Annotated in this window: 28 protein-coding genes; 13 read left to right on the top strand and 15 right to left on the bottom strand. The window is 67.7% G+C overall.

Annotated features, from left to right (window positions below; genetic code table 11):
• Positions 1-544 precede the first annotated feature (544 nt).
• The 3 genes from NOW55_RS09115 (at position 545) to NOW55_RS09105 (ending at position 2,290) form a co-directional block, all read left to right on the top strand.
• Complete coding sequence (locus NOW55_RS09115) at positions 545-775, top strand: helix-turn-helix domain-containing protein (RefSeq protein WP_256399785.1); 231 nt, start codon at positions 545-547, stop codon at positions 773-775.
• A 78-nt stretch (positions 776-853) separates the two neighbouring features.
• Positions 854-1,384: a 50S ribosomal protein L16 gene (locus NOW55_RS09110; protein WP_256399236.1), complete on the top strand. Its 531-nt coding sequence runs from the start codon at positions 854-856 to the stop codon at positions 1,382-1,384.
• Positions 1,385-1,414: 30 nt separating this feature from the next.
• Positions 1,415-2,290 carry an ATP-grasp domain-containing protein gene (locus NOW55_RS09105; protein WP_256399784.1) on the top strand — a complete coding sequence of 292 codons (876 nt, stop codon included), beginning with the start codon at positions 1,415-1,417 and terminating at the stop codon, positions 2,288-2,290.
• A 39-nt stretch (positions 2,291-2,329) separates the two neighbouring features.
• Here NOW55_RS09105 and NOW55_RS09100 read toward each other — a convergent pair whose 3' ends face one another.
• The 3 genes from NOW55_RS09100 to NOW55_RS09090 all read right to left on the bottom strand — a co-directional run bounded on the left by NOW55_RS09100 (position 2,330) and on the right by NOW55_RS09090 (position 4,113).
• Positions 2,330-2,719 carry an Hsp20/alpha crystallin family protein gene (locus NOW55_RS09100; RefSeq protein ID WP_256399783.1) on the bottom strand — a complete coding sequence of 130 codons (390 nt, stop codon included), beginning with the start codon at positions 2,717-2,719 and terminating at the stop codon, positions 2,330-2,332.
• A gap of 68 nt (positions 2,720-2,787) precedes the next feature.
• The gene (locus NOW55_RS09095) at positions 2,788-3,051 is read right to left on the bottom strand and encodes a hypothetical protein (RefSeq protein WP_256399782.1); all 264 of its coding nucleotides are present in this window, start codon (positions 3,049-3,051) and stop codon (positions 2,788-2,790) included.
• Positions 3,052-3,099: 48 nt separating this feature from the next.
• Complete coding sequence (locus tag NOW55_RS09090; protein WP_256399781.1) at positions 3,100-4,113, bottom strand: type II glyceraldehyde-3-phosphate dehydrogenase; 1,014 nt, start codon at positions 4,111-4,113, stop codon at positions 3,100-3,102.
• Positions 4,114-4,332: 219 nt separating this feature from the next.
• On the opposite strand from NOW55_RS09090, the gene NOW55_RS09085 reads away from it, so the two are divergent.
• The 8 genes from NOW55_RS09085 (at position 4,333) to NOW55_RS09050 (ending at position 10,792) form a co-directional block, all read left to right on the top strand.
• Positions 4,333-4,551, top strand: coding sequence for a hypothetical protein (locus tag NOW55_RS09085; RefSeq protein ID WP_256399780.1), 219 nt, complete (start codon positions 4,333-4,335; stop codon positions 4,549-4,551).
• A gap of 45 nt (positions 4,552-4,596) precedes the next feature.
• A complete protein-coding gene (locus tag NOW55_RS09080) occupies positions 4,597-5,550 on the top strand; it encodes an aminopeptidase (protein ID WP_256399779.1) in 954 nt (317 codons plus the stop codon).
• 560 nt (positions 5,551-6,110) lie between these two features.
• On the top strand, positions 6,111-7,487 hold the full coding sequence (locus tag NOW55_RS09075) for an NAD-dependent succinate-semialdehyde dehydrogenase (RefSeq protein WP_256399778.1): 1,377 nt from the start codon (positions 6,111-6,113) through the stop codon (positions 7,485-7,487).
• 115 nt (positions 7,488-7,602) lie between these two features.
• On the top strand, positions 7,603-7,950 hold the full coding sequence (locus NOW55_RS09070) for a hypothetical protein (RefSeq protein WP_256399777.1): 348 nt from the start codon (positions 7,603-7,605) through the stop codon (positions 7,948-7,950).
• A gap of 51 nt (positions 7,951-8,001) precedes the next feature.
• A complete protein-coding gene (locus NOW55_RS09065; RefSeq protein ID WP_256399776.1) occupies positions 8,002-8,913 on the top strand; it encodes an ABC transporter substrate-binding protein in 912 nt (303 codons plus the stop codon).
• A gap of 140 nt (positions 8,914-9,053) precedes the next feature.
• On the top strand, positions 9,054-9,542 hold the full coding sequence (locus tag NOW55_RS09060; protein WP_256399775.1) for a DUF7344 domain-containing protein: 489 nt from the start codon (positions 9,054-9,056) through the stop codon (positions 9,540-9,542).
• A complete protein-coding gene (locus tag NOW55_RS09055) occupies positions 9,532-9,900 on the top strand; it encodes a HalOD1 output domain-containing protein (RefSeq protein ID WP_256399774.1) in 369 nt (122 codons plus the stop codon). Before NOW55_RS09060 ends, NOW55_RS09055 begins: the two co-directional genes overlap by 11 nt.
• A 91-nt stretch (positions 9,901-9,991) precedes the next feature.
• Entirely contained in the window at positions 9,992-10,792 is an 801-nt protein-coding gene (locus NOW55_RS09050; RefSeq protein WP_256399773.1) for an HAD-IIA family hydrolase, read from the top strand.
• A gap of 1 nt (position 10,793) precedes the next feature.
• Here the strand turns inward: NOW55_RS09050 and NOW55_RS09045 are convergent, their stop codons facing one another.
• The 4 genes from NOW55_RS09045 to NOW55_RS09030 form a co-directional block, all read right to left on the bottom strand.
• Positions 10,794-11,027: a DUF7385 family protein gene (locus NOW55_RS09045; RefSeq protein WP_256399772.1), complete on the bottom strand. Its 234-nt coding sequence runs from the start codon at positions 11,025-11,027 to the stop codon at positions 10,794-10,796.
• A 65-nt stretch (positions 11,028-11,092) separates the two neighbouring features.
• Complete coding sequence (locus NOW55_RS09040; protein WP_256399771.1) at positions 11,093-11,746, bottom strand: lactate utilization protein; 654 nt, start codon at positions 11,744-11,746, stop codon at positions 11,093-11,095.
• Between the two features lie 145 nt (positions 11,747-11,891).
• A complete protein-coding gene (locus NOW55_RS09035) occupies positions 11,892-12,239 on the bottom strand; it encodes a thioredoxin family protein (RefSeq protein ID WP_256399770.1) in 348 nt (115 codons plus the stop codon).
• 116 nt (positions 12,240-12,355) lie between these two features.
• A complete protein-coding gene (locus NOW55_RS09030) occupies positions 12,356-13,288 on the bottom strand; it encodes an alpha/beta hydrolase (RefSeq protein WP_256399769.1) in 933 nt (310 codons plus the stop codon).
• Between the two features lie 265 nt (positions 13,289-13,553).
• Between NOW55_RS09030 and pdhA the strand changes: the two genes are divergently transcribed.
• The gene (pdhA, locus tag NOW55_RS09025; protein ID WP_256399768.1) at positions 13,554-14,660 is read left to right on the top strand and encodes a pyruvate dehydrogenase (acetyl-transferring) E1 component subunit alpha; all 1,107 of its coding nucleotides are present in this window, start codon (positions 13,554-13,556) and stop codon (positions 14,658-14,660) included.
• Between the two features lie 5 nt (positions 14,661-14,665).
• Here the strand turns inward: pdhA and NOW55_RS09020 are convergent, their stop codons facing one another.
• Complete coding sequence (locus tag NOW55_RS09020; RefSeq protein ID WP_256399767.1) at positions 14,666-15,691, bottom strand: deoxyhypusine synthase; 1,026 nt, start codon at positions 15,689-15,691, stop codon at positions 14,666-14,668.
• Between the two features lie 51 nt (positions 15,692-15,742).
• On the opposite strand from NOW55_RS09020, the gene NOW55_RS09015 reads away from it, so the two are divergent.
• Positions 15,743-16,321 (top strand): DJ-1/PfpI family protein, encoded by a 579-nt coding sequence (locus tag NOW55_RS09015; protein ID WP_256399766.1) that lies wholly within the window; start codon positions 15,743-15,745, stop codon positions 16,319-16,321.
• A 25-nt stretch (positions 16,322-16,346) separates the two neighbouring features.
• On the opposite strand, the gene NOW55_RS09010 is transcribed toward NOW55_RS09015, so the two are convergent.
• From NOW55_RS09010 to NOW55_RS08980, 7 genes are all read right to left on the bottom strand, one after another.
• Positions 16,347-17,633 carry an MFS transporter gene (locus tag NOW55_RS09010; RefSeq protein WP_256399765.1) on the bottom strand — a complete coding sequence of 429 codons (1,287 nt, stop codon included), beginning with the start codon at positions 17,631-17,633 and terminating at the stop codon, positions 16,347-16,349.
• A gap of 39 nt (positions 17,634-17,672) precedes the next feature.
• On the bottom strand, positions 17,673-18,047 hold the full coding sequence (locus NOW55_RS09005; protein ID WP_256399764.1) for a bacterio-opsin activator domain-containing protein: 375 nt from the start codon (positions 18,045-18,047) through the stop codon (positions 17,673-17,675).
• A gap of 102 nt (positions 18,048-18,149) precedes the next feature.
• Positions 18,150-18,359, bottom strand: coding sequence for a hypothetical protein (locus NOW55_RS09000; RefSeq protein WP_256399763.1), 210 nt, complete (start codon positions 18,357-18,359; stop codon positions 18,150-18,152).
• 22 nt (positions 18,360-18,381) lie between these two features.
• The gene (locus NOW55_RS08995) at positions 18,382-19,209 is read right to left on the bottom strand and encodes a hypothetical protein (protein ID WP_256399762.1); all 828 of its coding nucleotides are present in this window, start codon (positions 19,207-19,209) and stop codon (positions 18,382-18,384) included.
• A gap of 16 nt (positions 19,210-19,225) precedes the next feature.
• Positions 19,226-19,906, bottom strand: a complete 681-nt coding sequence (locus tag NOW55_RS08990; RefSeq protein ID WP_256399761.1) for a hypothetical protein — start codon at positions 19,904-19,906, stop codon at positions 19,226-19,228.
• A 370-nt stretch (positions 19,907-20,276) separates the two neighbouring features.
• Positions 20,277-21,512 carry a trans-sulfuration enzyme family protein gene (locus NOW55_RS08985; RefSeq protein WP_256399760.1) on the bottom strand — a complete coding sequence of 412 codons (1,236 nt, stop codon included), beginning with the start codon at positions 21,510-21,512 and terminating at the stop codon, positions 20,277-20,279.
• Positions 21,513-21,602: 90 nt separating this feature from the next.
• On the bottom strand, positions 21,603-21,791 hold the full coding sequence (locus tag NOW55_RS08980; RefSeq protein WP_256399759.1) for a hypothetical protein: 189 nt from the start codon (positions 21,789-21,791) through the stop codon (positions 21,603-21,605).
• Positions 21,792-22,153: the final 362 nt, after the last annotated feature.

The raw sequence follows: 22,153 nt of genomic DNA, 5'->3' as shown, positions 1-22,153 counted from the left end.
TCGACCACGAGGAGCACCGCTCCTCGCATCCATCCTGCGGCCGACCACTCACCCGGCAGTGACGACACCGTCCGTGACGACCGGCGGCGCGTTCACGAACGGACAGTTCCTCGAGTTCTGCCCACACCGAGAAGGACAGTTGTCCAAATTTTCTCCGTAATGATGGCCGAGGTAGCACTATTATAGGAATATAAGTGTCCAAACTTGCGCTATTGGGCAAGATTTTAATACAGTGGCGCGTAGCAACGAGTGCAGCGGTGACCCGCTGTGCGCTGGAGTGCCCCTGTCGACGCGAGTCCGCAGGACCTCCGTGTGCTGCCGTCACTCATGCTCTGACGGCGGCCGTGAGTGGCTGCACGGCCGCCGTCCCCGTGTCCGACACACCGACGAGCGACCGCGTCGTCCGTCGCCGGATGCGGACCGGGACTGTGTGATACACACCCAGCCGTGGGTGGCAATATCATTATGCATCGAAGGGAGTATTAGGTATTTTCACCGCATGGGGCATAGCTTTATATCCGATGTAGACGTCGTTGGAGATACAATGAGCACCCAACGTGCTGCCCTCAGACAGACCGCCGAACCGATCCCCGCCGAACTCACGTCGCCGACCGCGAAGCTGCTCTACCTCTACCTCGATACCACCGGACAGTCCACCGTCGACGAGATGCAGCACTCGCTCCACATCCCGAAACTCGCGCTGTTCTCGGTCCTCGGCTCGCTGACCGACTCCGGGCTCGTCGAGTGCGACGGCGACTGCTACGCCACCAGCTGAGCCCGCCACCTCTCTCTCCTGTCCACTTCGCTTCGAAGCCTTTATTCGCGCGCTCGGCCTCAGTTGCCCGTAATAACCATGTCCGACAAACCGGCGTCGATGTACCGGGAGATCTCCAAGCCCGCGTACACCCGACGTGAGTACATCACCGGCATCCCTGGTTCGAAGATCGCACAGCACAAGATGGGCGACACCGCCAGCGACCCCGACGACTGGCCCGTCCAGATCTCGCTCGTTCTGGAGGAGGAGTGCCAGCTGCGCCACGGCTCGCTCGAGGCCTCCCGGCTGTCGGCTAACCGCCACCTCATCAAGACGCTCGGCGAGGGCAACTACTACATGATCCTGCGCAAGTTCCCCCACCACGTCATCCGCGAGAACAAGCAGGCCACCGGTGCCGGTGCCGACCGTGTCTCCGACGGCATGCGCCAGTCCTTCGGCAAGATCGTCGGCACCGCCGCGCGCGTCCCGAAAGGCGAGCGCCTGTTCACCTGCTGGTGCACCGTCGACCAGGCCCCCGAGGTCAAGGACGCCTTCCGCCGCGCCTACAACAAGATCTCCCCGCCCTGCCGTGTCGTCGTCGAGCGTGGCGAGGAGAAGCTCATCGCGTAGGCTTTTCTTTCCGGGGTCGAACCCACTCGCATGATCGACCTCGCAGTCGTCAACCGCGCCGAGACGTTCGAGCGGATGCACGACCCGCTCGCCGAGCGCGGCATCTCCGTCCACCACGTCCAGGTGAAAGAGCGAACCATCCCGCTCTCGCCCGGGACGGCACCGTTCTCCCCCGTCCAGTTCGACGCCGGCTTCGTCTATCCCGGTCGGATGATGGAGGGGGGCGTCGCCGACGCGCTGCTCGACGTGCCCTGGCTCAACGGGCGCGACGCGGTGCTCACCTCGCGCAACAAGGCGGGCGTCCTCGCGCGGCTCGAACGCGCCGGCCTGCCCGTCCCGCGGTCGGTGTACGTCTCGAACCCCGCCGACGAGTCCGCCGTCGCCGAGGCGGTCGAGGACCTCGACCCACCCGTCGTCCTCAAGCCGAACTCGACGACCAGAGGCATCGGCGTCGCGAAGGTACCTGACCTCGACTCGGCGCTCGGGGTCACCGACTACCTCGACCTCGTCCACGACTTCCGGGCGACGGGCGACCGCTCCTACCTCGTCCAGGAGTTCGTCCCCGACGCCCGTGACTACCGTGTGATGGTGCTCGACGGCGAGTACGTCGGCGCGGTCGAACGCCGGCTCTCCGACGCAGACCGCGAGGGCGGCCGCTGGAAGCACAACGTCCACCGCGGGGGCGAGGCGACACCCGTCGACCTCGACCGCGAGTACCGTCGGCTCGCCGAGCGGGTCGCCGACGAGCTCGGGATCCGCTTCCTCGGCGTCGACCTGCTGGTCGGGCCGGACGGAGTCTTGGTCAACGAGACGAACGCGCGCCCGACCATCGACGACGCGGTGAAGTACGAGGACGGGTTCTGGGACCGGCTCGCGGGGGCGATACGGGAGACCGCGAGCGCGTAGCCGGCGGCTCGCGGCGGGAAAACGGAGGACGGCAGGTCGCTACTTCAGGTCGATGCCCGCGGAGGTGTCCAGTCGCTCGAAGACGACCTCGAGGACGCCGTTGTTGTAGGTCGCTGTCGCGTTGTGCTCGTCGACGCGGCTCGGAAGCTCGACGCGCTCGTGGTACTGTCGGTGCTCGCTCTCGGCACCGATCGTGAGTGCCTCGCCGTCGCACTCCAGCTTGATGTTCTCTTTCTCGACACCCGGGAGGTCCGCCATCACACGGATCTCGTCGTCGGTCTCGTGGATGTCGACGTGCGTGTCCGAGCCGAAGCCTGCGTCGCCCTCGAACTGCATGTCGACCGACCGATCGCCCATCATCTCGTTCATCATCCGCTCGATCTCCTTGAAGAAGTCGTCGAACGGCTCGTCACGGTCGTCACGACGCATGGCAGAGCCTTGCAGCCGTCCCCTCAAAAGCCTTCTGTCCCGGCCAACGTCGCCGGAACTCGACCGTGCTACCGTTCGAAATCGGCGAGTGCGCCGAGACCGACGACGACGTTGACCAGACCGGCCATCGCGGGAAGCAAGCTGACCCCGCAGTCGTTGCAGTTGTCCTTCCAGCCGATTGCCAGCGTGTCGAGGTGGACGACGAACTCCCTGACTCCCTGGTCCGGGCCGATGCAGCCGGCGGCCGTACAGCCGATGAAGAAGACCGAGGAGAGGCCGAGCAGGACACCAGCGACGACGAGCCCGAAGCCGAGCCGGCGGTTCCGTGCCATCGTGACCGTCCGGTTCGACCGAGCCGCATAAAAAGCGGTGCCGCCGGATTAGATCCCCATCCCCAGGGCCTCGTTCGTCGTCTCGATGCTTTCGGCAGCATCGCTCTCGCCCAGTATCGCGCGGACCGCGTCGACGTTCTCCGGCACCACGTCGGACTCCTGGTGGATGGCCTGGAACAGGTACAGGTCGTTGCCCTCCATCGTGATGGACTCGCCCCAGATGCAGTTCTCCCAGATGTCGGCGCGCGGGCGGCCCACGTCCTGTGCGTACTCCTTGAGCTTGCCCGCGCCGTCGATGGCCATGTGCTCGTCGATGACGAACGTCCGGGACTGGGATTCGAGCAGGTCGCGCACCTCGGCGGCGTCGGGGGTGGATTCGAGCTCGACGTTGATGCTGTGGGTGTGCATCAGCGTCGCGGGAACCTTCAGCCCGAGCGTGTCGATGGCGAGGTCGGGGAAGATGGTGTTCACGTCGGGGCCGTGGTGGCTCGGGAGGCTGACCGGGTTCGGCAGGATGTCGTTGATGGGGCCACGGCCGGTCTGGGCGGGGTCGCCGCCGCGGCGGACCAGCGTCGCGCGCACCTTCTCGATGCCGTACTCCTCTTCGAGGGGCGCGACGAGCCGGGAGAGCCCGGTTGTGTTGCAGGAGACGACGCGGGCGACGTCCGTACCGGTCGTCTCGTCGAAGTTCGCGCGGGCGTTGAAGCTCACGTCGGCGGCGTCGGCGTCCTCGCCGCCCTGGAGCAGCGCGGGCGTGTCGTGCTCGCGGTACATCTCGACGTTGTCCGCACCGATGCCGGAGGGGCAGGCGTCGACGACCACGTCGGCGGCCGCAACGAGCTCGTCGACCGTTCCCGCGAGCTCGATGCCGGCGTCGTCGAACAGCTCGATGCGGTCCTCGATGGCGGCGTAGAGCGGGTAGCCCTTCTCGACGGCGGTCTCGGCCTCGAAGTTCGGGCGTGTCTTCGCGACGCCGACGACCTCCATGTCTGGCTGGGCGCGCACGGCGTCCGCGACGCGCTTGCCGATGGTACCGTAGCCGTTGATGGCCACCTGGATCATACCCGAACGTCGATAGCCCCGCGAGATAATCGTTTCGAGGCTCCTCCCTACTTCGGCGGCGAGTAAGTCCTCGCATGCCTGGCGGCTCCCCCTGGATTGACCGACACTAATCGGTCGTTAGGCGTCGAGTGCTGATTTCCTTGATACGTTTAACCGTTCATTCCACCGCATGGACGATGAAAAATCTTTTGTCGGGAGTCGTCGTACCCGGAATCGACCATGCTCTCCGCGGGGCTGTTCGTCGCCGGGCTGGTGCTGTTCGTCGGCGGCGTGAGCGCCATCCGGACCACGCCGGGCCAGACCGAGCCCGCGGACACCTTCCTCACCGGCCGGGCACGCCGCCACCACCGCGACGGTCCGATGGACTACGTGCAGGTCGACGGCGCGGTGCTCGGCATCCTCGGCCTGCTCGTCATGCTCGGGACGACGTTGCTGTGAGCGCAGACGGCAAACCCTAACAGGGCTCCGGGCGACCGGTCGGATATGAGCGACCTCCGCGAACCCGCCGAGACCGCCATCCGACAGTGTCTGAACCTCGCCAGCGACGAGTCCTGCGCCGTCGTCACCGACGACAAGCGCCGCGCCATCGGCGAGGCGCTGTACGAGGTCGCCAGCGAGATAACGGACGACGCGACCCTGCTCCGCTACCCACCGGGGAACCAGCACGGCGAGGAGCCACCCGAACCCGTCGCGGCCGCGATGGCCGCCAGCGACGTGTTCCTCGCGCCGACGACGAAGAGCATCAGCCACACCCGCGCCCGCGGCGACGCCTGCGATGCCGGCGCGCGCGGCGCGACCCTCCCGGGTATCACCGAAGAGGTGTTCCTGACCGGGCTGGACGCCGACTACGAGCACATCGCCGCCGAGTGCGAAGCGATGCTCGACCAGGTCGAGGGAGCCGACGAGATCCGCGTCACCACCGAACTGGGCACCGACATCACGTTCGAGCCGGGCGACCGCGACTGGCGTTCGGACACCGGCATGGTCCACGAGTCCGGCCAGTTCTCCAACCTCCCCGCCGGCGAGGTGTTCGTCTCCCCCGAGACCGCGAACGGCACCTACGTCGTCGACGGCACCATCGACCCCCACGGCCTGCTCGACGAGGGCGAGACGGTGACCATCGAGGTCGAGGACGGCTACGTCACCGCCACCGACTCCGAGGAGATCGACGCGATGCTGGAGACCGCCGCCGCAGAGGTCGGGCGAGATGCCTACAACCTCGCCGAACTCGGCATCGGCACCAACGTCGCCGTCACCGAACTCGTCGGGAGCGTCCTGCTCGACGAGAAGGCCGGCGGCACCGTCCACATCGCCTTCGGCGACGACGCCGGCATCGGTGGCGACACCAGCGCGCCCCTCCACCAGGACGGCATCATCCGCGACCCCACCGTCTACGCGGACGGGGAGGTCGTAGACCTCCCGACGGTCGAGCGGTGAAACCGCGAGACGGCGAGGAGGTCGAACTGCCGACGGTGGAGTGAACCCGAGGAAGTACCACTTCTGCCGACTTTCCACCACCGGCGCGCGCTGGCGAGCGTGCCGAAGGTCGCGAGCCATTCCGCGCGAGGTCTTCGGGAGCTTGCGACCGAAGGCTTGCGAGAGCTTGCTCTCGCAGTGGATGAGAAGCGCAGCGCCAGCGAGCATCGCAATCGGTTGGGGAGGCGTGAGGTGCGATGCGGTTGCGGTGGGGTGGGACTGAAAGGGGCGAGCGTCTCGACGAACCCTGGCGACGTTCCCGCGAGGAAGCCTGCGACCGAGCGGGAAGCAGCGAGACGACGGAGGAGTCTCGCCAGCCAAGCACCGCAGGAACGAGAAGCACAACGAGCCGCGGGAGTCGAGACGCTCGGGGCTTTCTGGCTGTTCGTGTTCGAGTGTATTCCCATAACAATCAGCGCATTCCACCGGACCCGAATCGACACACTCCACCACGTCACTCAGTCACAAATATCGCTTCCGGCGGCCAAAACTAGTAGTACCAAGTCCGCGAACCACGGGACATGGAGCGAATCAACCCAGCGACCGGTGAGCACGTCGAGACGGTCGAGGAGCACGACGACGAAGCGGTGGAGGAGCGACTCGCGACGGCGGCGGACACCTACGAGTCCTGGCGCGAGGTGCCGATGAACGAGCGGCGACAGCTGCTGGAGGAGGCGGCGGACGTCCTGCGCGAGAACGAGGAGCACTACGCGGAGCTGATGACGGTGGAGATGGGCAAGCCCATCTCGCAGGCGAGAGGCGAGGTCCGCAAGTGCGCGTGGGTCTGCGAGCACTACGCGGAGAAGGCCCCCGAATATCTGCAGGACGAGGTGGTCGGCGGGGCGAGCCACGCGAAGACGTACGTCCGGCACGAGCCCATCGGGACGGTGCTGGCGGTGATGCCGTGGAACTTCCCGTTCTGGCAGGTGTTCCGGTTCGCCGCGCCGAGCCTGGCGGCGGGCAACGTCGGGCTGCTGAAGCACGCGTCGAACGTCCCGAAGTGCGCGCTGGCCATCGAGGAGGTGTTCCGCGAGGCGGGCTTCCCCGAGGGGGCGTTCCAGACGCTGCTCGTGGGCGGCTCGGACGCGAACGAGGTCATCCGGGACGACCGCGTGCGTGCGGTGACGCTGACGGGCAGCGAGTTCGCGGGGAAGCAGGTCGCCAAGACGGCGGGCGAGGAGCTGAAGAAGACCGTCCTCGAACTCGGCGGCTCGGACCCGTTCGTCGTTCTCGACGACGCGAACGTCGACGAGGCCGTCGAGACGGCGGCGCTGGCCCGCCTGCAGAACAGCGGGCAGTCCTGCATCGCGGCGAAGCGGTTCATCGTCCACGACGACGTGTACGACGAGTTCCTCGACGCGTTCGTCGAGGAGATGGACGCCTGGACCGTCGGCGACCCGATGGACGACGAGACCGAGGTCGGCCCGCAGGCGCGTGAGGACCTGATGCAGGACCTGCACGACCAGGTCGAGCGCAGCGTCGACGCCGGCGCGGACTGCCTGCTCGGCGGCGAGCCGATGGACCGCGACGGCTACTACTACCCGCCGACGGTCCTGGCCGACCTCGACCGCGACATGGCCGTCGCCTGCGAGGAGACGTTCGGCCCCGTCGCGGCGGTGTTCCGCGTCGAGAGCGAGGCCGAGGCCGTCGAGCTCGCGAACGACTCGCCGTACGGGCTCGGGGCATCGGTGTGGACCGACGACCTCGACCGCGGCGAGCGCGTCGCCCACCAGATCGACGCGGGCGCGACGTTCGTCAACGAGATGGTGAAGTCCGACCCGCGCCTGCCCTTCGGCGGCGTCGGCATCTCGGGCTACGGCCGCGAGCTGGCCGCCGAGGGCATCCGCGAGTTCGTCAACCGGAAGACGGTGTGGGTGCAGGCGGCGGACGAGGAGTAGGGAGACGCGACGGGAGGAGCGTCTCCGATAGCGGAACGGGGTGAGCCGTGATGCGAGTAGGGAGACGCGACCACGCTTCGGCAGGGCTAAACCGCCGCGGCGTCACGCCCCGGACATGAGCAGGGAAGCGCAGTTCGACCGGGCGAAGTGGCACCTCGCCGGCGTCATCGTCGGCTTCGTCGTGCTGGTGGTCGTGGTCGTCGCGACCGGCGCGTCGGTGCCCGCGCTGGGGCTGGACGTCCCCTCGACGCGGTTCGCGGCCATCGGCGCGTTTCTCGCCGCCGTCGGCGGCGTGTACACGGTCCACGCGAAGATCGTGACCATCTGGCTGACCGCCCGGACGCAGGGTATCGACGACCTCGAAGCCGTCGAGGTGACCGACGAGGACGTGTCACAGCGCCGCAACGGCGCGCTGTTGATGTTCGTCGGCGGGCTGGTCGTCCTCCTCGTCGGGTTCCTGTAGCGACCCGTTCTCGCCCGTCGGTTTATACTGCCACCGCCCCCAACCCCGGGTATGAACGTCGTGACGCTGCTGCCCTCCGCCACGGAGGTCGTCTTCGCGCTCGGTGTCGAGCCCGTCGGTGTGTCCCACGAGTGCGACTACCCGCCCGCGGCCGCCGACCTGCCCGCCGTAGAGTACAGCCGGGTCGACGCCGACGCCTCGACCGCCGAGATCGACCGGCAGGTGCAGGAAGCCGAGGAATCGGGCGGCGTCTACGGCGTCGACGTCGACCTGCTGGACGAGCTCGACCCGGACCTCGTCGTCACGCAGGGCGTCTGTGACGTCTGCGCCGTCGACGAGGTGCTCGTCGAGGACGCGGTTCGGGAGATCGACGCGAACCCCGAGGTGCTGACGACGGACCCCCACAGCGTCGGCGACGTGTTCGACGACGTGCGGTCGGTGGGCGCGGCGCTCGGCCGCGAGGCCGAAGCCCGCGAACTCGTCGCGTCGCTCCAGGGGCGCGTCGAGGCGGTCCGCGAGCGCGCGGCGAACTGCGAGCCGAAACGGGTCGCCGTGCTGGACTGGACCGACCCCGTGATGGTCGCGGGGCACTGGGTCCCCGAACTCGTCGAGGCGGCGAACTGCGAGTACGACATGGCCGCCGTCCGCGACCCCTCGACGCCGCGGGAGTGGACCGACGTGCGCGCGTACGACCCCGAGGCACTGGTCGTCGCGCCATGTGGCTACGACCTCGCACAGACCCGCGCGAACCTGTCGGACCTGACCGACCGGCCCGGCTGGGAGGAGCTGACCGCGGTGCAGGAGGGCGACGTGTGGGCCATCGACGGCAACCACTACCTGAACCGGCCCGGGCCGCGGGTCGTCGACTCGCTGGAGCACCTCGCCGGCGTACTCCACGACGGGTTCGAGACGCCGTCGCGGGACGTGGCCGCGCCGCTGTCGAACCGTTCGGCCGTCCGGTGACCCGTCGGCTGCGCGACGACAGCCGGGCAGTGGTGGGGTCACGACGACTCGTGAATCGGCCACCAACGGTCGCTATCGGGACTCTACCGTCGCCGTCGCGGGGGTGAACCCTTAACAGCCTGTGGCGCGTTCCGATGTCTATGGACGACGACACGGGACATGACCGACGGGACGGGACGGGCCGCGACGACAGACCGACATCGAGTGACGTATCGGCATCGAGTGACGTATCGGCTGTCACCAAACGGGAGCTTCCGCCCAAGGCGGTCCTGACGCTCGACCACGTCTTCGACGCACTCGCACACCCACGGCGGCGGTACATCTGCTACACGCTGCCCACGAAGAACGAGTGGACGCTGACCGAGCTCGCGACCAAGGTCGCCGCCTGGGAGGACGACGTCCCCGAGTCCGAGGTCGACCCGGAGCAGCGCCAGCGGGTGTACGTCTCGCTGTACCACGCACACGTCCCGAAACTGGTCGACGACGGAATCGTCACGTTCGACGAGGTTTCGGAGTCCATCACGCTGGCGGAGAACGCCGAGCAGGTGTTGCAGGTGCTGGCGGGGATCGGCAGCAGCTTCGACGTCGATCAGGAGGAACACGCACGGGGCGAGATGGATGGGGAATAACACCGACAGTCCGGACGAGCCGACGGTTGGCGACGGCCGATCCGTCGACGTCGAGACAGAGTGGACGCAGGTCGCCCAGCGGTACTACGACTGCGACACGGACGGGGAACTGACGACCGCTATCGTGTACACCATCGCGGACGCGATGGGCGTCGAACCGACTGCGGTGCGCTCGCCGCCGCTGTACGAGTGCGTCGACGCCGCCGCGCTCGACGAGACGTTCTTCGGCCCGGGCGTGGCCGACACCGCCCGCCGGAGCGTCGGGAGCGTCGAGTTCGAGTACCGGGACTACCGCGTCACGGTCCGCAGCGACGGCTGGATACACGTGACCGAACCCGTCGACAGGACCGGAACGTAGCGAACCCGCCGACCCGTCGTCCACTTCTCGCGGCTACTGCGACGGCCACCGACACCGGGAGTTACGACCCTCCCGCCCCAACCCCCACCCGATGACACGGCGCGCGGCCATCGTCGACCTCGACGGGACCGTCTGGCGCGGCGAAGAAGTGATTCCGGGTGCGGCCGAGGGCATCGACGCCCTCACCGACGCCGGGCTCGCCGTCCAGTTCGTCACGAACAGCACGAGCGTCGACCGCGAGGCGTTCCCTGACACGCTCGAGTCCATGGGCATCCCCGGCGACGTGGCCGGTGTCTCCACCTCGGCGTCGGCGACGGCGACGTACCTCGCCGAGCATCACCCGAACGCCGACGTGTACGTCGTCGGCTCCGACGTGCTCTACGACGAGCTCCGAGGGGCGGGGCTCACCATCGTCTCCGAGCCGGACCCGGCCTCGCGCCCGAGGGACCAGGAGCCGGCCGACGTGGTCGCCGCCGGGAAGGCCTACGACATCGACTTCGACCTGCTCACGGAGACGCTCTGGGCGTTCGACTCCGGGACGCTGTTCGTCGCGACCAACACCGACCGGACGTTCCCGACCGAGGACGGGCTCAAGCCCGGTGCCGGCTGCACCATCGGGGCCATCGAGGGGATGACCGGCCGCGACCCGCTCGTCGTCGGTAAGCCCTCCGAACACATGGCCGACGCCGTCACCGAGCGACTGGGCGTCGCCCCCGGCGACTGTCTGGTCGTCGGCGACAACCTCCACACGGACATCCTGATGGGCGAGCGCGCCGGAATGGAGACGGCGCTCGTGCTCACCGGGGCGACCCGGCGCGAAGAGATCGGCGGTTCGGGCGTCGAGCCGGACCACGTCATCGACTCGCTCGGTGACGTGGCCTCGGTACTCTGAGCTACTGCTTGTGCGTGAAGATGACCGCCTGGTCGTCGACGCTGCCGACACAGAGGTCGAGCTGCATCGTCAGGTCGAGGCTCGTCGGGTTCTCCTTGCAGACCACGAGGTCGTCGAACGGTTCCTCGCACGCCGGGCAGGCGACCGCGACCGTGTTCTGGTAGCTCTTCACCGACTGGTTCTCCTCCCGCAGCGTCAGCGACGCCACGAGCTCGTCGAAGTCCACGTCCTCCATACGACCCCCTACCGGGTGACAGCACATAAAATCAGACGCGTTGCCAGGTCGCGACGTGAGCCGGCTCAGTAGCCGAGGTCGTCGCGCACGAGCACGACCGTCGTCCGGCCCGCCTCGTTCTCCTGCCGGTAGATGAGCTGCTTGGCGACGACCGAGCCAGCGCCGTAGGCGTCCTGTGCGCGGGCGTCCTCCAGCGGGAAGACGAACTCCTCGAGGCGGTCGAGGGCGGCGTCGAGGTCGTCGACGACCTTGTTCACGCCCGAGACGAGCAGCAGGTTGCCGGCAGCGAACGGGTACGCGCCGATGCGGCTGCCCGAGGCGTCGGCGGCGACGAGCTCGCCCGTCTTCGCGATGCCGTTGACGCTGCCGAGGAAGTAGTCGGCCGTCTGGGCCTCGCGCCGGAACTGCTGGCGCTCTTCGTCGTCGTCGATGCTCCAGACCTGCCCGGCGAGGTTCTCCCAGTCGTGGTCGTCGCCGTTCAGGTGGTCGACGAAGCCGATCTGTTCGAGCGTCGTCGAGTGGCCGTTCATCACCGACGCACCGGCCGGGATGGCGTCGACGAGTTCGTCGAGCGCTTCCTCGGCGGTGTCGACGACGACGACGTCGAAGCCACGCGCTTCGAGGTTCTCGACCGTCTCCTGAACGGTCCCCTCGTCGGGGAGCTGGTCGTACGATTCGTCCGCAGATACTTCCGTGAGGTACTCGGCTTTTTCGGACATGATGAGGTGTGGGTCTCGCGGCGGTGGGAGCCGCCGCGCGTCGACTCACACTCGGTGCGCGACGCCCATAACTGCTCTCGGACGCCGGTGTAAGCAGGTTACAGCGGTGTTACGACACGCGTTCACGTGCCGTCCGGCCGCCCGTTCACGCCTCGCTCTCCCCGCCCGACTCGACGAACCGGACCATCCGTTCGGTCTCGACGAAGCCGTCGGCCAGCGTCGCGACCTGCTCGCCGTCCCTGAAGAGGACGAACGTCGGCGTGCTCCGCACCTCGAACCGGTCGAGCAGCGTCATGTCGTCGCCGGGGTTGACCATCGCGACCGCCGCGTCGGTGACCCGGGCGACGGTGCCGATCACCGGCTCCATCGCCTGGCACTTGCCACAGCCCTTCGTGTACAGTTCGAGGAGGACCACCGGCTCCTCGGCGAGCAGGTCGTCGAGTTCGTCACCGTCGGCGAGTCGGACCGGCTTGGCGTCGCTTCGTGTGCTCATACCGTCAGTACCCGGCCGAGCAATGTAACGGCTCCGCCGGGTGACGCGGCCCGCGCATCAGCGCCGGGTGACGCGGCCCGCGCATCAGCGCCGGATGACTTCGCGCCGTCGGCGTCTCACCGCCGCGCCAAGACGGCCGCCGCGAGGTCGTCCCACGCATCGGCCGCCGCCGGCACCGCGTCCGCCAGCGAGAGGAACCCGTGGGGCGCACCCGGATAGTGGCGGTGGTCGACCGCCACCCTGGCCGCCGCGAGCGCGTCGGCGTACCGCGCGCCGTCGTCTCGCAGGGGGTCGCAGCCGGCGGTGACGACGACCGTCGACGGCGAGTCCGCGAGCGACGACGGCTCCCCACCGACGTCCGGGAGTGGCGAGAGCAGCGGGTCGTCGACCGGGATCGCACCGTCGTCGCGGTAGAGCCGCCAGAACCAGTCGAGGTCCGCACGGGTGAGCAGCGGCGCGTCGGCGTGCTCCTCGTGGGACGGCGTGCCGAGCGTCGGGTCGAGCATCGGGTAGAACAGCACGGCGACCGAGAGCGGAACATCGACCCGCCGAGCGGCCATCGTGGCGAGGTTCGCGCCCGCGCTCGAACCCGCGACGCCGACCTGCGCGGCGTCGACGCCGAGGGCGTCGGCCGACTCGACGGTCCACTCGATGACGGCGGTCACGTCGTCCATCCCCGCCGGACACGGGTGCTCCGGCGCGAGCCGGTAGTCGACCGAGACGACCACGCTGCCGGTGTTCGCCGCCAGTCGGCGGGCGAGGTCGTCCGCGGAGTCGAGGGTTCCGAGGACGAACCCGCCGCCGTGGGCGAACACCAGCGCCGGTGCCGGCTCGTCGAGGCCGGGTGGTCGGTAGACACGGACCGGAACCGCCCCCTCGCCGCCCGGGCGGTCGACGGTCCGCTCGGTCGTCACCACGTCGCCGTCTGTCGACCGCGAGAACAGCTCCGCCTCCAGTTCCCTCGCGCGCTCGACGCCGAGCTCGTGCCACTCGGGGTGGTCGGGGAACGCCGCGAGGGCGCGCTCGTACGCGGGGTCGAGGTGAGTCACTGGGCCGAACTACACGCCGTCACGGCATAATCGTCCGGGTTCCAGACGAGCCGGGGTTCATATACCATGCCGAGGCCACCACCGGTGTGCCCTGACCGCCACCGCACACGGGCCAGCGGGTGCGCGACGCGTCCGTGTGCGGCCACACCGCCGACGGGTCCCCGCCACGGCGGCTCACGCGTCGCCTGCCCGCCAGACGACCACCAGCCACGGCGCCTGGCGGCAGTTTTATCGCAGATACTGCCATGGGTTCAGCTAGCTTGGCATGTCTCTGGGCATCACTACCGACGATGACGACGTTCACCGGGTGCTCGACGTCGACGGGTCGCTCGTCGACGGGGCGTCCGTCCCGCTCTCCGACGCCGAGCTCCGGGACCTGTACGAGGACCTGAAGCTCGCCCGTCGGTTCGACCGCAAGGCGGTCTCCCTCCAGCGGCAGGGCCGGATGGGCACCTACCCACCAATCTACGGGCAGGAGGGTGCACAGGTCGGGAGCGTCCACGCGCTCAACGACGAGGACTGGCTGTTCCCCTCCTACCGCGAGAACGGCGCGATGCTGGCCCGCGGCGCGCCGATGGCGGCGAACCTCGAGTACTGGATGGGCTCCGAGTCGGGCAACGCGAGCCTCGTGGACCGGAACGTGTTCCCGGTGGCGAACCCCATCTCGACGCAGGTGCTCCACGCCGTCGGCCACGGCTGGGCCTCGCGGCTCGACGGCGACACGCGCGTCTCGCTCGTCCACTTCGGCGACGGAGCAACCTCCGAGGGCGACTTCCACGAGGGCATGAACTTCGCCGGCGTGTTCGACGCCCCCGTCGTCTTCTTCTGCAACAACAACCAGTGGGCCATCTCGGTGCCCCGGGAACGACAGACCGCCAGCGAGACCATCGCCCAGAAGGCCACCGCCTACGGCTTCGACGGCGTCCGCGTCGACGGGATGGACCCGCTCGCCGTCTACGAGGTGACCCGCGACGCCGTCGCCGGGGCACGCGAGCCCCTCGACGGCGAGAAGCGCCCGACGCTGATCGAGGCGATCCAGTACCGTCTCGGCGCGCACTCGACCTCCGACGACCCCGGCGTCTATCGCGACGAGGACCGCACCGAGGAGTGGAAGCGCTACGACCCGGTGCCCCGCCTGGAGTCGTTCATGCTGGAGAGCGGCCGCATCGACGAGGCGGGCGTCGAGGCCGTCGAGAGCGATATCGACGAGCGCATCGAGGCCGCGGTGCAGGAGGCCGAGTCGTTCGAGCCGGACCCGGACAACATCTTCGAGCACACCTACGCGGAGCGCCCGGCGAAGCTCGACCGGCAGCGCGAGTACCTCCGCGAACTGCGCGCGGAGTTCGGGGACGACGAACTGCTGGAGGATTAGAAGGGTCAGTCGTCGGCCGCGGTCGCTTCCGCCTCGTCCTCGCCTCCCGCGGGTTCGTACTTCTTGAACGCTTCAGCGACGAGCAGGGGCGTGACGAGCGTCGCCTCCGCCTTGACCTCCACGTGGTTCGTCACCTCCTCCTTGATCTTGCCCCACGAGACGGCCTCGTCCGGCGGCGCACCGGAGAGCGAGCCGTCGCCCTCGACGCCCGTGGAGATGTAGACGGCGTAGTCCGCGCCACCGCGGAACAGGTTCGTCATGATGGCGTGGTGTTTCGGAAGCCCGCCACCGATGACGATGAGGCCGGTCTTGTCCGCGAGCAGGCCCTCCTCGATGAGGTCGTCGTAGTCCTGGAGGATCTCGATGCCCACGTCCGAGTCGTAGCCCTGCTTGTAGTAGTAGAGGAAGTTGCCGACCTCGGCGTCGGTGAGCGCCGGACAGAAGATGGGGATGTCGTTGTCCGCGGCGTTCGCGAGGATGGAGTGCTCGTCGTCGATGGTCGCGCCCAGTTCGCGGGAGAACTCGACCGGTGTCCGCACCTTCTCCTCGGCGAAGAACTCGGGGAAGAAGTCGTTGAGGTACTCCTCCAGCCAGACGTACCGGTCCGACGGGACGAAGATGTTCCCCAACCTGTTGATGCCACGCTCGCGCATCGCGGCCTCATCGACGTCCCACTCGCCCATCTTGAACGGCTTCTCGGTCTTGATGACGTCCTCCGTGATGGAGCCGGAGGTGGTTATCATCACGTCGACGAGGTTCTCGCGGGCGAGGTACGCGAGCGTCTCGCGCAGGCCCGAGGAGACGATGTTCGAGGTGTACGTGCAGTAGATCGTCGCGCCGTCGTCGCGCATCCGCTTCACGATGTCGATGGCCTCGGCGAGGTGGGTCGCCTGGAAACCGGTGGTCTCGTAGCTCGCGAGCAGCTCCGCGAGGTCGAACTCGCCGGTGAAGTCGTACCCGCGAACGTCGGGTGTGGCGAGCTCCTCCTCGGAGCCCGGAATCACGTTGTCCTTCGTGTCGTCGTCGGTCATGGCCGGAAAATCGTCCCCGACAGATAAGAGCGTTACACTTGTAGGTGAGCTATGAACGTCGCTATCGTGCTGTACGACGGGTTCGACGAGCTGGATGCGGTCGGTCCCTACGAGGTGTTCCAGACCGCCGGCGAGCTCGGCGGCGAGATGGAGGCGACACTCGTGACCGTCCGCGAGCCGACGACCGTGACCGCCAGCCACGGGCTCCGCGTGGAGCCCGACGCCGCACTGGAGGACGTCGACCCCGACCTGATACTCGTTCCCGGCGGCGGCTGGAGCGACCGCGATGCCCCCGGTGCGCGCCAGGAGTTCGACGACGGCACCATCCCCGACGTGCTCCGGACGCTCGCCCCGACGACGCAGCTGGCGAGCGTCTGCACCGGCGCGATGCTGCTCGCGGCGGCTGGCGTGCTGACGAACCGGCCGGCGACGACCCACCACACAGCGATGGACGACCTCTCGGTGTTCGCCGACGTGCGCGACGACCGCATCGTCGACGACGGCGACGTGCTCACCTGCGGCGGCGTGACCGCGGGGCTGGACCTCGCGCTCTACATCGTCCGACGGGAGTGCGGCGACGAGGTCGGCGACGCGGTCGCGACGGAGATGGAGTACGTCCCACGGGTGTAGCGGATGCCCCGGATGGCGGGCGTGGTCAGGGGTCGATGGCCGTGCCGTCGGTTCCGAAGTCGGTCATCGCCCCGTAGCCCTCGGTGTACCACGTCGCGCCAAGGAAGGCGACGACGCCGGTCAGCGCGAACGCGCCCCCGGTGAGGAACACCCAGTGCATCCCCGGGCCGGTCATGAGGAAGCCACCGAGCATCGGCGCGAGCACGCTGCCGGGTCGCCAGACGAGCTCTCGCACCCCGAAGCTGGAGGCGACACCGTTCCCGTCGCTGCCCTCGTCGGCGAACAGCGCCATACTCGCCGGTTCGCGGAAGGAGTCCGCGACGCCGAGCAGCATGTTCAGGCCGACGACGACGGGGAACGCGGCCGAGAGCGTCCCGACGACCGGGTAGGAGCCGGGGAGTCCGAGCCAGTCGCCGAGGAACGGCGAGAACGGGACGAGCACGGCGACACTGGCGTACATCGACCCCCCGAAGAAGACGAAGAACGAGCGGTTGAACCGGTCCGAGAGCCGGCCGGTGTACGGTTGGAGCAGCATGTTCGTCGCCTTCTCGCTGGTGAGGACGACGCCGACGACGAGTGCGGACTCGTAACCGAGCCCGCCCTGGGCGACGGTGACCCCGGCGTAGATGGGCACCCACGTCCGGACGAGCGTGACCGCGAAGGCGTACTGTGCGCGGAAGCTCGTCAGGGTGAGGATGCGCTCGTTCAGCGCGAGGTCGGAGAAGGGAAAGCCCTCGATGCGCGTCTCGTCGGGCTCCATGTCGAGCCACAGCCACACGGACACGACCGCGAGCAGCACGACGATGGTGGTGTAGATCGGCGTGAAGCCGAAGGCGTCGTAGACGACGCCCGCGGAGAGCCCGCCGACGATGGCCGCGGCGAAGCGGGCGGCGTTGGCGGTGCCGATGCGGCTCGCGCGCTCGTCGTACGCGGAGCGTTCGCCGACGAGCGAGAGCGTCATCAGGCCGGAGCCGGTGACGGCGATGCCCTGGACCGCCCGGGCGGCGATGAACGCCAGGCTCGCCCCGTCGAACAGCGCGATGGCCCCGAAGCCGGCGTAGGCGACGATGCCGACCAGCAGGCTCCCGACGAGGACCGTGCGCTTGTCGTACCGGTCGCCGGCCCACGCGAGGGGGACGACTGCGACGGTCTGGGCGAGGGTGAACGCCGTCGTGAACAGACCGATGACTAGCCCCGACGGGTCGTACAGGGTGATGTACGTCGGCAGCAGGGTCGCCAGCGTGACGAAGCCGAAGCCGGTCGCGAAGCGAGCGAGGTAGAGTGCGTAGAACTGCCTGTCGTCGTCGGACACGAACTGGACTCGGGAGGTCGCCGCCGAAACCGTTTCGATTCAGAACGTCTCTTCGAGCAGCGAGCCGACGGCCCGCCGGAGCCGCTCGGAGGCCGCCCGACGGGAGATGTCGAGCTCGTCGGCGGGGTCGCCGAGGACCCCGGAGACGCGGATGCCGTCGACGATGCGGACGCGGTAGACGCAGTGGTCCAGCGTCTCGCTGAGTGCGCACGGCTCGGTCACCGTCGGGTCGTCGTGCAGCGCCTCCAGGAGCGGTCCCGCGTCGTCGCCCGCCGCGGTCAGGAACAGCAGCCAGTCACCCTCCGGCGTCGGTGCCTGCGCCGTCAGCTGGACCGTCAGGTTCGGGTGTGCCGCGATGGTCTCCGCGAGGACGAACCCGTCGTGTGAGAGCCGAACCTCCGCGACTGTCTCCATGGCACTGGACTCGGGTGGGGATGCGATCGTCTATCACGGCGACAGACAGAGAGAGGAACTATCGGTCTTGCGAAGGAGGATTCCGACATCCCCGGTCGTCCATCAGGACAGGCTCCGCCTGATCGCTTCGACGCCGAAGCCGATTGCGATAACCGCGTTAAACACAGACAGGAGCAGTAAAACGATCGTTTCCGTGTTCGTCAGCTGACTCTCTCCACCCTGAACGCCGAACCAGACGTACAGGAAGTACGCGCTCATCGTCAGCAGCAGGACCGACAGTGTAGCGAGCGTGACGTTGGTATTCGGTTCCATCGTGAGACAGGTTTTCGCCGGGTTATTCGCACGTGTCGAGGCATTCGGAGCAGTTGTATCCAACTCCGACCCCTGCGGCGACGAGGCACGCGATGCAGCCGACTGCGGCGGCGATGTTGCCGACGCCTGCGGAGGCGCACGCGACCAGACAACCTACGACAGCCATGCTGAACACGCCACATGCAGCACACGCAGAGATGTTGCACTCCTCCATCGGTGTGACCGTTCGGACTGAACCATCAGCGAGCGTACGGCTCGCCGTCGTGCCGACACCGTCAGTCGGGTCCACGACGAAATTCTCCGGGTGATCCTCGTCGCGGGTGACCACACCGTAGCCTTCGAGGCGCGAACTGTAGAACATCGTGGTCTCGTCCGCCCGTTTCCCGGTTGCCTGCTGGAGACCGCGCTCCTCCTCCGCCGTCGCCGATCGGAGGTAGTTGATACCGCCTTCGAAGTCGCTCATCACGCAGGCGTCCTCGACCTCGGCGGCGAGCGCGTACTGCCGCGGGAGCTCGCTTCGGCGCAGGTCGTCACCGAACATGAACTGTGCGACCTCGTAAGAGCGGAACTCGATGTACCGGAGCGTTCCGAGGGCTGTCTCGAACGTGTACGATGTCAGATCGTGGCTCCCGACCGCCCCGACGAACTCCTCGCCGCGACGAACCGCAGGGCGACCGGCGGCCTCATAGACGCGCTGCACCTTCCGGAGTTCGAGGATACCTCGTTCACCCGGCGCGATGCTGCTCCGTGCGCCGGCAGTTCCCGCCAGACCGACGCCGACGGCACCGGTCGCCGCGCCTGCGATGGATTTGAGTACGTTACGTCTGTCGAACGAATGTTGTTTCGTCATCGTTTGTCTCCTCTGGTTAGCAGTTCTGGACTGCCAGTCCACAGGTGGTCGGAAGTGCAGCATGGCAGCCCATGTTGCAGGCGATACAGGCCAGTGCCATCGGGAGCGCGCCGACGCCGACGGACGCACACGCCATCAGACAGCCGGAACACGTAACAATCGATGAGAGACAGGCGTTCACCCAGGTTCGGCACTCGCCCTGCGCCCGAACAGCGTCGGGCTCCGCGACGTGTTCGACGTCCGCCTCGAGCAGGTCGCCTCGCTCGTCCGTCGGGACGAGGTACGCTTCTCTGTCGCTGTCGATCGGGGTGGGACCGGCGTCACCGTGGTGACCGACGCGACCCTCGACCGAGGTGTGCACCTCGTATCCGCCGTGTCGCCCCACCGTCGAATTGTACATGATGCGTGTCGCGTCAACCCCGACGACCGATTCCAGACGGGCGGTCTCTTCGGTGGAGACATCCCGTAGGTACCCGACCTCGTCCATCGTGTTCGCCGTATCGACGAGGAGAATACCCTTCCCGCCTTCGGGTACACCCTCGTAACGCGTCGGAATCGAGTGACTGCTCGCCGCTCGACTGCCACGCGACTGCAGGTGGAACTGGATTCCTTTGTGCTCGTCGCCGATTTCCGCGTATATCAGGTCGCCGACCACGGTGTGGACGATCGTTGACGTGAGGGTCAGGTCCTCACCCATCTCGACCTCCTTGCGGGACGCTCGGAGGATTCGGGGGTTGTTGAGTTCATCGAGGAGCCGCCTCGACGAGTCGGCACTGGTCGCACGTTCGCGTTCCTCGTCGGAGGCGGCACTCAGTGCCGGAAGGCCGGCAAGCGCTGCGGTACCAACGACAATCCTTGATAGTAATTTTCTTCGAGAAGTGCCATCGGGGATGTCTTTTACCATCCGATACACAATCCGAACACCACCATATATTTATTCCGATATTACTAAAATTTAGTAAATTCGACGCGTGACAACAGTGGTCTGCATAGGCCACAGTTGTCGGGCAAAGAGATCCCCTCAATAAAGCGAATCGTCCACACTGGTTAACAGAATGCCGATAGCGTCACGTCGGCGTCGCGATACGCTCCTCGAGCACCGCAAAGCCGCGTTCGAGATCGGCGACGAGGTCCTCGACGTGCTCGACGCCGACGGAGACGCGGACGAGCGTGTCGGTGATGCCGAGTGCCTCGCGCTCCTCGCGCGGGACCGGTTCGTGGGTCATCGCGGCCGGGAGTTCGACGAGCGACTCGACGCCGCCGAGTGAGACGGCGAGCGTGAACGTCTCGAGGTGTTCGAGGAACGCCTTCGCGTCCTCGAGGCCGCCGACCAGCTCGAAGCTGAGGACCCCACCGTAGCCCGTCATCTGCTCGCTCGCGAGCTCGTGCTGCGGGTGGCTCGGGAGCCCCGGATAGTACACCGACTCGACGAGCTCGTGGTCGTCGAGGTACTCGGCGATAGCGGTGGCGTTGGCCTCGTGCTGGCGCATCCGCATCGGGAGCGTCTTCGTCCCGCGGAGGACGAGGTAGCTGTCGAACGGCGAGAGCATGTCGCCGATGCCGACCTGCTGGAGGAAGACGACCTCGTCGGCGATGGCGTCGTCGTTCGTGACGACCGCGCCGCCGATGGAGTCGGAGTGTCCGTTGATGAACTTCGTCGTCGAGTGCGCGACCACGTCCGCGCCGAGTTCGAGCGGCGTCTGGAAGTACGGGCTCATGAACGTGTTGTCGACGCCGAAGACGGCGTCGTGGGCGTCCGCGAGCTCGGCGATGGCCGCGAGGTCACAGAGCTTCATCCTGGGGTTCGTCGGCGTCTCCATCCAGACGAGGGCGGTCTCGTCGGTCATCGCGTCCGCGACGTTCTCGGTGTCGGTCGCGTCGACGAAGGAGACGTCGACGGCGAGCCGGTCGCGGAACACGTTCTCGAACATCCGGCGGGTGCCGGCGTAGAGGTCGTCGAACGCGACGACGTGGTCGCCAGGCTCGACGACCGCGAGGACGCTCGTGAAGATGGCCGCGGTGCCCGAGGAGAACGCGTAGGCGTGCTCGCCGCCCTCGAGCGCCGCGAGGCGCTCCTCGAGCGCGTGCCGGGTCGGGTTCGAGAGCCGGGAGTAGAGGAACTCGCCCTTCGACGGGTCCACGTCCTCGAGGCTCATCTCCGTGTCCAGCCCCGGGAGCGCGAACGTCGAGGAGAGGTGGATCGGCGAGACCACGTCCCCGACGTTCGGCGCGCCGGGCGTCGCCTCCTCGCCGTGTGCGACTGCGAGCGTCTCGAACCGCTTCGATGACCGTTCGTCGTCCATGCTTCACGAAAACGAGACGGTCGGGCTAATAACTTACCAATTCTTAGTAATTTGTCCGCGAGGATTTATTCCCCCGAGGTATCCTCGTCGTCACTCGCGGATGTGGAGGGAGTACGCGATGCAGGTGAGGCCGGCCAGCTGGAGCACCCGGACCCCGAGTCTGAAGTAGTCCTGGTACGGCAGCGGGAGCACGCACCCCTGCAGCAGGACGGTCCCGACGAACGCGACGCTGTAGGTGACCGCGGTCAGGACGATGAGCCCCACGGAGAGGTACCACATCGGCCGGTTGTCTTACCGACCGAGTGCGCGGAACGTAGTTGTCGTAGCCGATGCCGAAGTAGTCCATGCTCGACTTGAGGAAGCCGCGCCCCACGTGGGCCCGGTCGACCGAGTCGCTCCCGGTCTGTCGGGGTGTCGTGACCATGAGGTCGTCCCAGAGCGGGCTGTTCCTGTCGGCACTCTCGTCGACAGGAGGGACCCAGCGGCGGTAGACGGGGTCACCGGCCGGGGGAACCTCGACCCGCCCGTAACGGATCTCCTGTCCGAGCGGGGGCATCGCCGCGGTACAGCCCGACAGCGACGCGGTGACGGCCGTCGCCAGCGCCCCAGCGCTGGCGGTGAGCGGCTCCCGCCGGCTGTGG

Origin of the sequence: Haloarchaeobius litoreus, from assembly GCF_024495425.1 — an archaeon.
In the GTDB taxonomy this organism is placed as follows: Archaea; Halobacteriota; Halobacteria; order Halobacteriales; family Natrialbaceae; genus Haloarchaeobius; species Haloarchaeobius litoreus.
Note: the sequence above shows the minus strand (reverse complement) of the source record. Positions and strands in the feature narration are given on the sequence as shown.

Coding starts and splice junctions, on each gene's coding strand:
- NOW55_RS08985 (WP_256399760.1), bottom strand. CDS start 21,512: ATGGACGACGAACGGTCATCGAAGCGGTTCGAGACGCTCGCAGTCGCA.
- NOW55_RS08995 (WP_256399762.1), bottom strand. CDS start 19,209: ATGACGAAACAACATTCGTTCGACAGACGTAACGTACTCAAATCCATC.
- NOW55_RS09040 (WP_256399771.1), bottom strand. CDS start 11,746: ATGTCCGAAAAAGCCGAGTACCTCACGGAAGTATCTGCGGACGAATCG.
- NOW55_RS09020 (WP_256399767.1), bottom strand. CDS start 15,691: ATGACCGACGACGACACGAAGGACAACGTGATTCCGGGCTCCGAGGAG.
- NOW55_RS09085 (WP_256399780.1), top strand. CDS start 4,333: ATGCTCTCCGCGGGGCTGTTCGTCGCCGGGCTGGTGCTGTTCGTCGGC.
- NOW55_RS09090 (WP_256399781.1), bottom strand. CDS start 4,113: ATGATCCAGGTGGCCATCAACGGCTACGGTACCATCGGCAAGCGCGTC.
- NOW55_RS09115 (WP_256399785.1), top strand. CDS start 545: ATGAGCACCCAACGTGCTGCCCTCAGACAGACCGCCGAACCGATCCCC.
- NOW55_RS09015 (WP_256399766.1), top strand. CDS start 15,743: ATGAACGTCGCTATCGTGCTGTACGACGGGTTCGACGAGCTGGATGCG.
- NOW55_RS08990 (WP_256399761.1), bottom strand. CDS start 19,906: ATGGGTGAGGACCTGACCCTCACGTCAACGATCGTCCACACCGTGGTC.
- NOW55_RS09050 (WP_256399773.1), top strand. CDS start 9,992: ATGACACGGCGCGCGGCCATCGTCGACCTCGACGGGACCGTCTGGCGC.
- NOW55_RS09080 (WP_256399779.1), top strand. CDS start 4,597: ATGAGCGACCTCCGCGAACCCGCCGAGACCGCCATCCGACAGTGTCTG.
- NOW55_RS09075 (WP_256399778.1), top strand. CDS start 6,111: ATGGAGCGAATCAACCCAGCGACCGGTGAGCACGTCGAGACGGTCGAG.
- NOW55_RS09005 (WP_256399764.1), bottom strand. CDS start 18,047: ATGGAGACAGTCGCGGAGGTTCGGCTCTCACACGACGGGTTCGTCCTC.
- NOW55_RS08980 (WP_256399759.1), bottom strand. CDS start 21,791: ATGTGGTACCTCTCCGTGGGGCTCATCGTCCTGACCGCGGTCACCTAC.
- NOW55_RS09060 (WP_256399775.1), top strand. CDS start 9,054: ATGGACGACGACACGGGACATGACCGACGGGACGGGACGGGCCGCGAC.
- pdhA (WP_256399768.1), top strand. CDS start 13,554: ATGTCTCTGGGCATCACTACCGACGATGACGACGTTCACCGGGTGCTC.
- NOW55_RS09070 (WP_256399777.1), top strand. CDS start 7,603: ATGAGCAGGGAAGCGCAGTTCGACCGGGCGAAGTGGCACCTCGCCGGC.
- NOW55_RS09110 (WP_256399236.1), top strand. CDS start 854: ATGTCCGACAAACCGGCGTCGATGTACCGGGAGATCTCCAAGCCCGCG.
- NOW55_RS09035 (WP_256399770.1), bottom strand. CDS start 12,239: ATGAGCACACGAAGCGACGCCAAGCCGGTCCGACTCGCCGACGGTGAC.
- NOW55_RS09055 (WP_256399774.1), top strand. CDS start 9,532: ATGGGGAATAACACCGACAGTCCGGACGAGCCGACGGTTGGCGACGGC.
- NOW55_RS09095 (WP_256399782.1), bottom strand. CDS start 3,051: ATGGCACGGAACCGCCGGCTCGGCTTCGGGCTCGTCGTCGCTGGTGTC.
- NOW55_RS09000 (WP_256399763.1), bottom strand. CDS start 18,359: ATGGAACCGAATACCAACGTCACGCTCGCTACACTGTCGGTCCTGCTG.
- NOW55_RS09045 (WP_256399772.1), bottom strand. CDS start 11,027: ATGGAGGACGTGGACTTCGACGAGCTCGTGGCGTCGCTGACGCTGCGG.
- NOW55_RS09100 (WP_256399783.1), bottom strand. CDS start 2,719: ATGCGTCGTGACGACCGTGACGAGCCGTTCGACGACTTCTTCAAGGAG.
- NOW55_RS09065 (WP_256399776.1), top strand. CDS start 8,002: ATGAACGTCGTGACGCTGCTGCCCTCCGCCACGGAGGTCGTCTTCGCG.
- NOW55_RS09105 (WP_256399784.1), top strand. CDS start 1,415: ATGATCGACCTCGCAGTCGTCAACCGCGCCGAGACGTTCGAGCGGATG.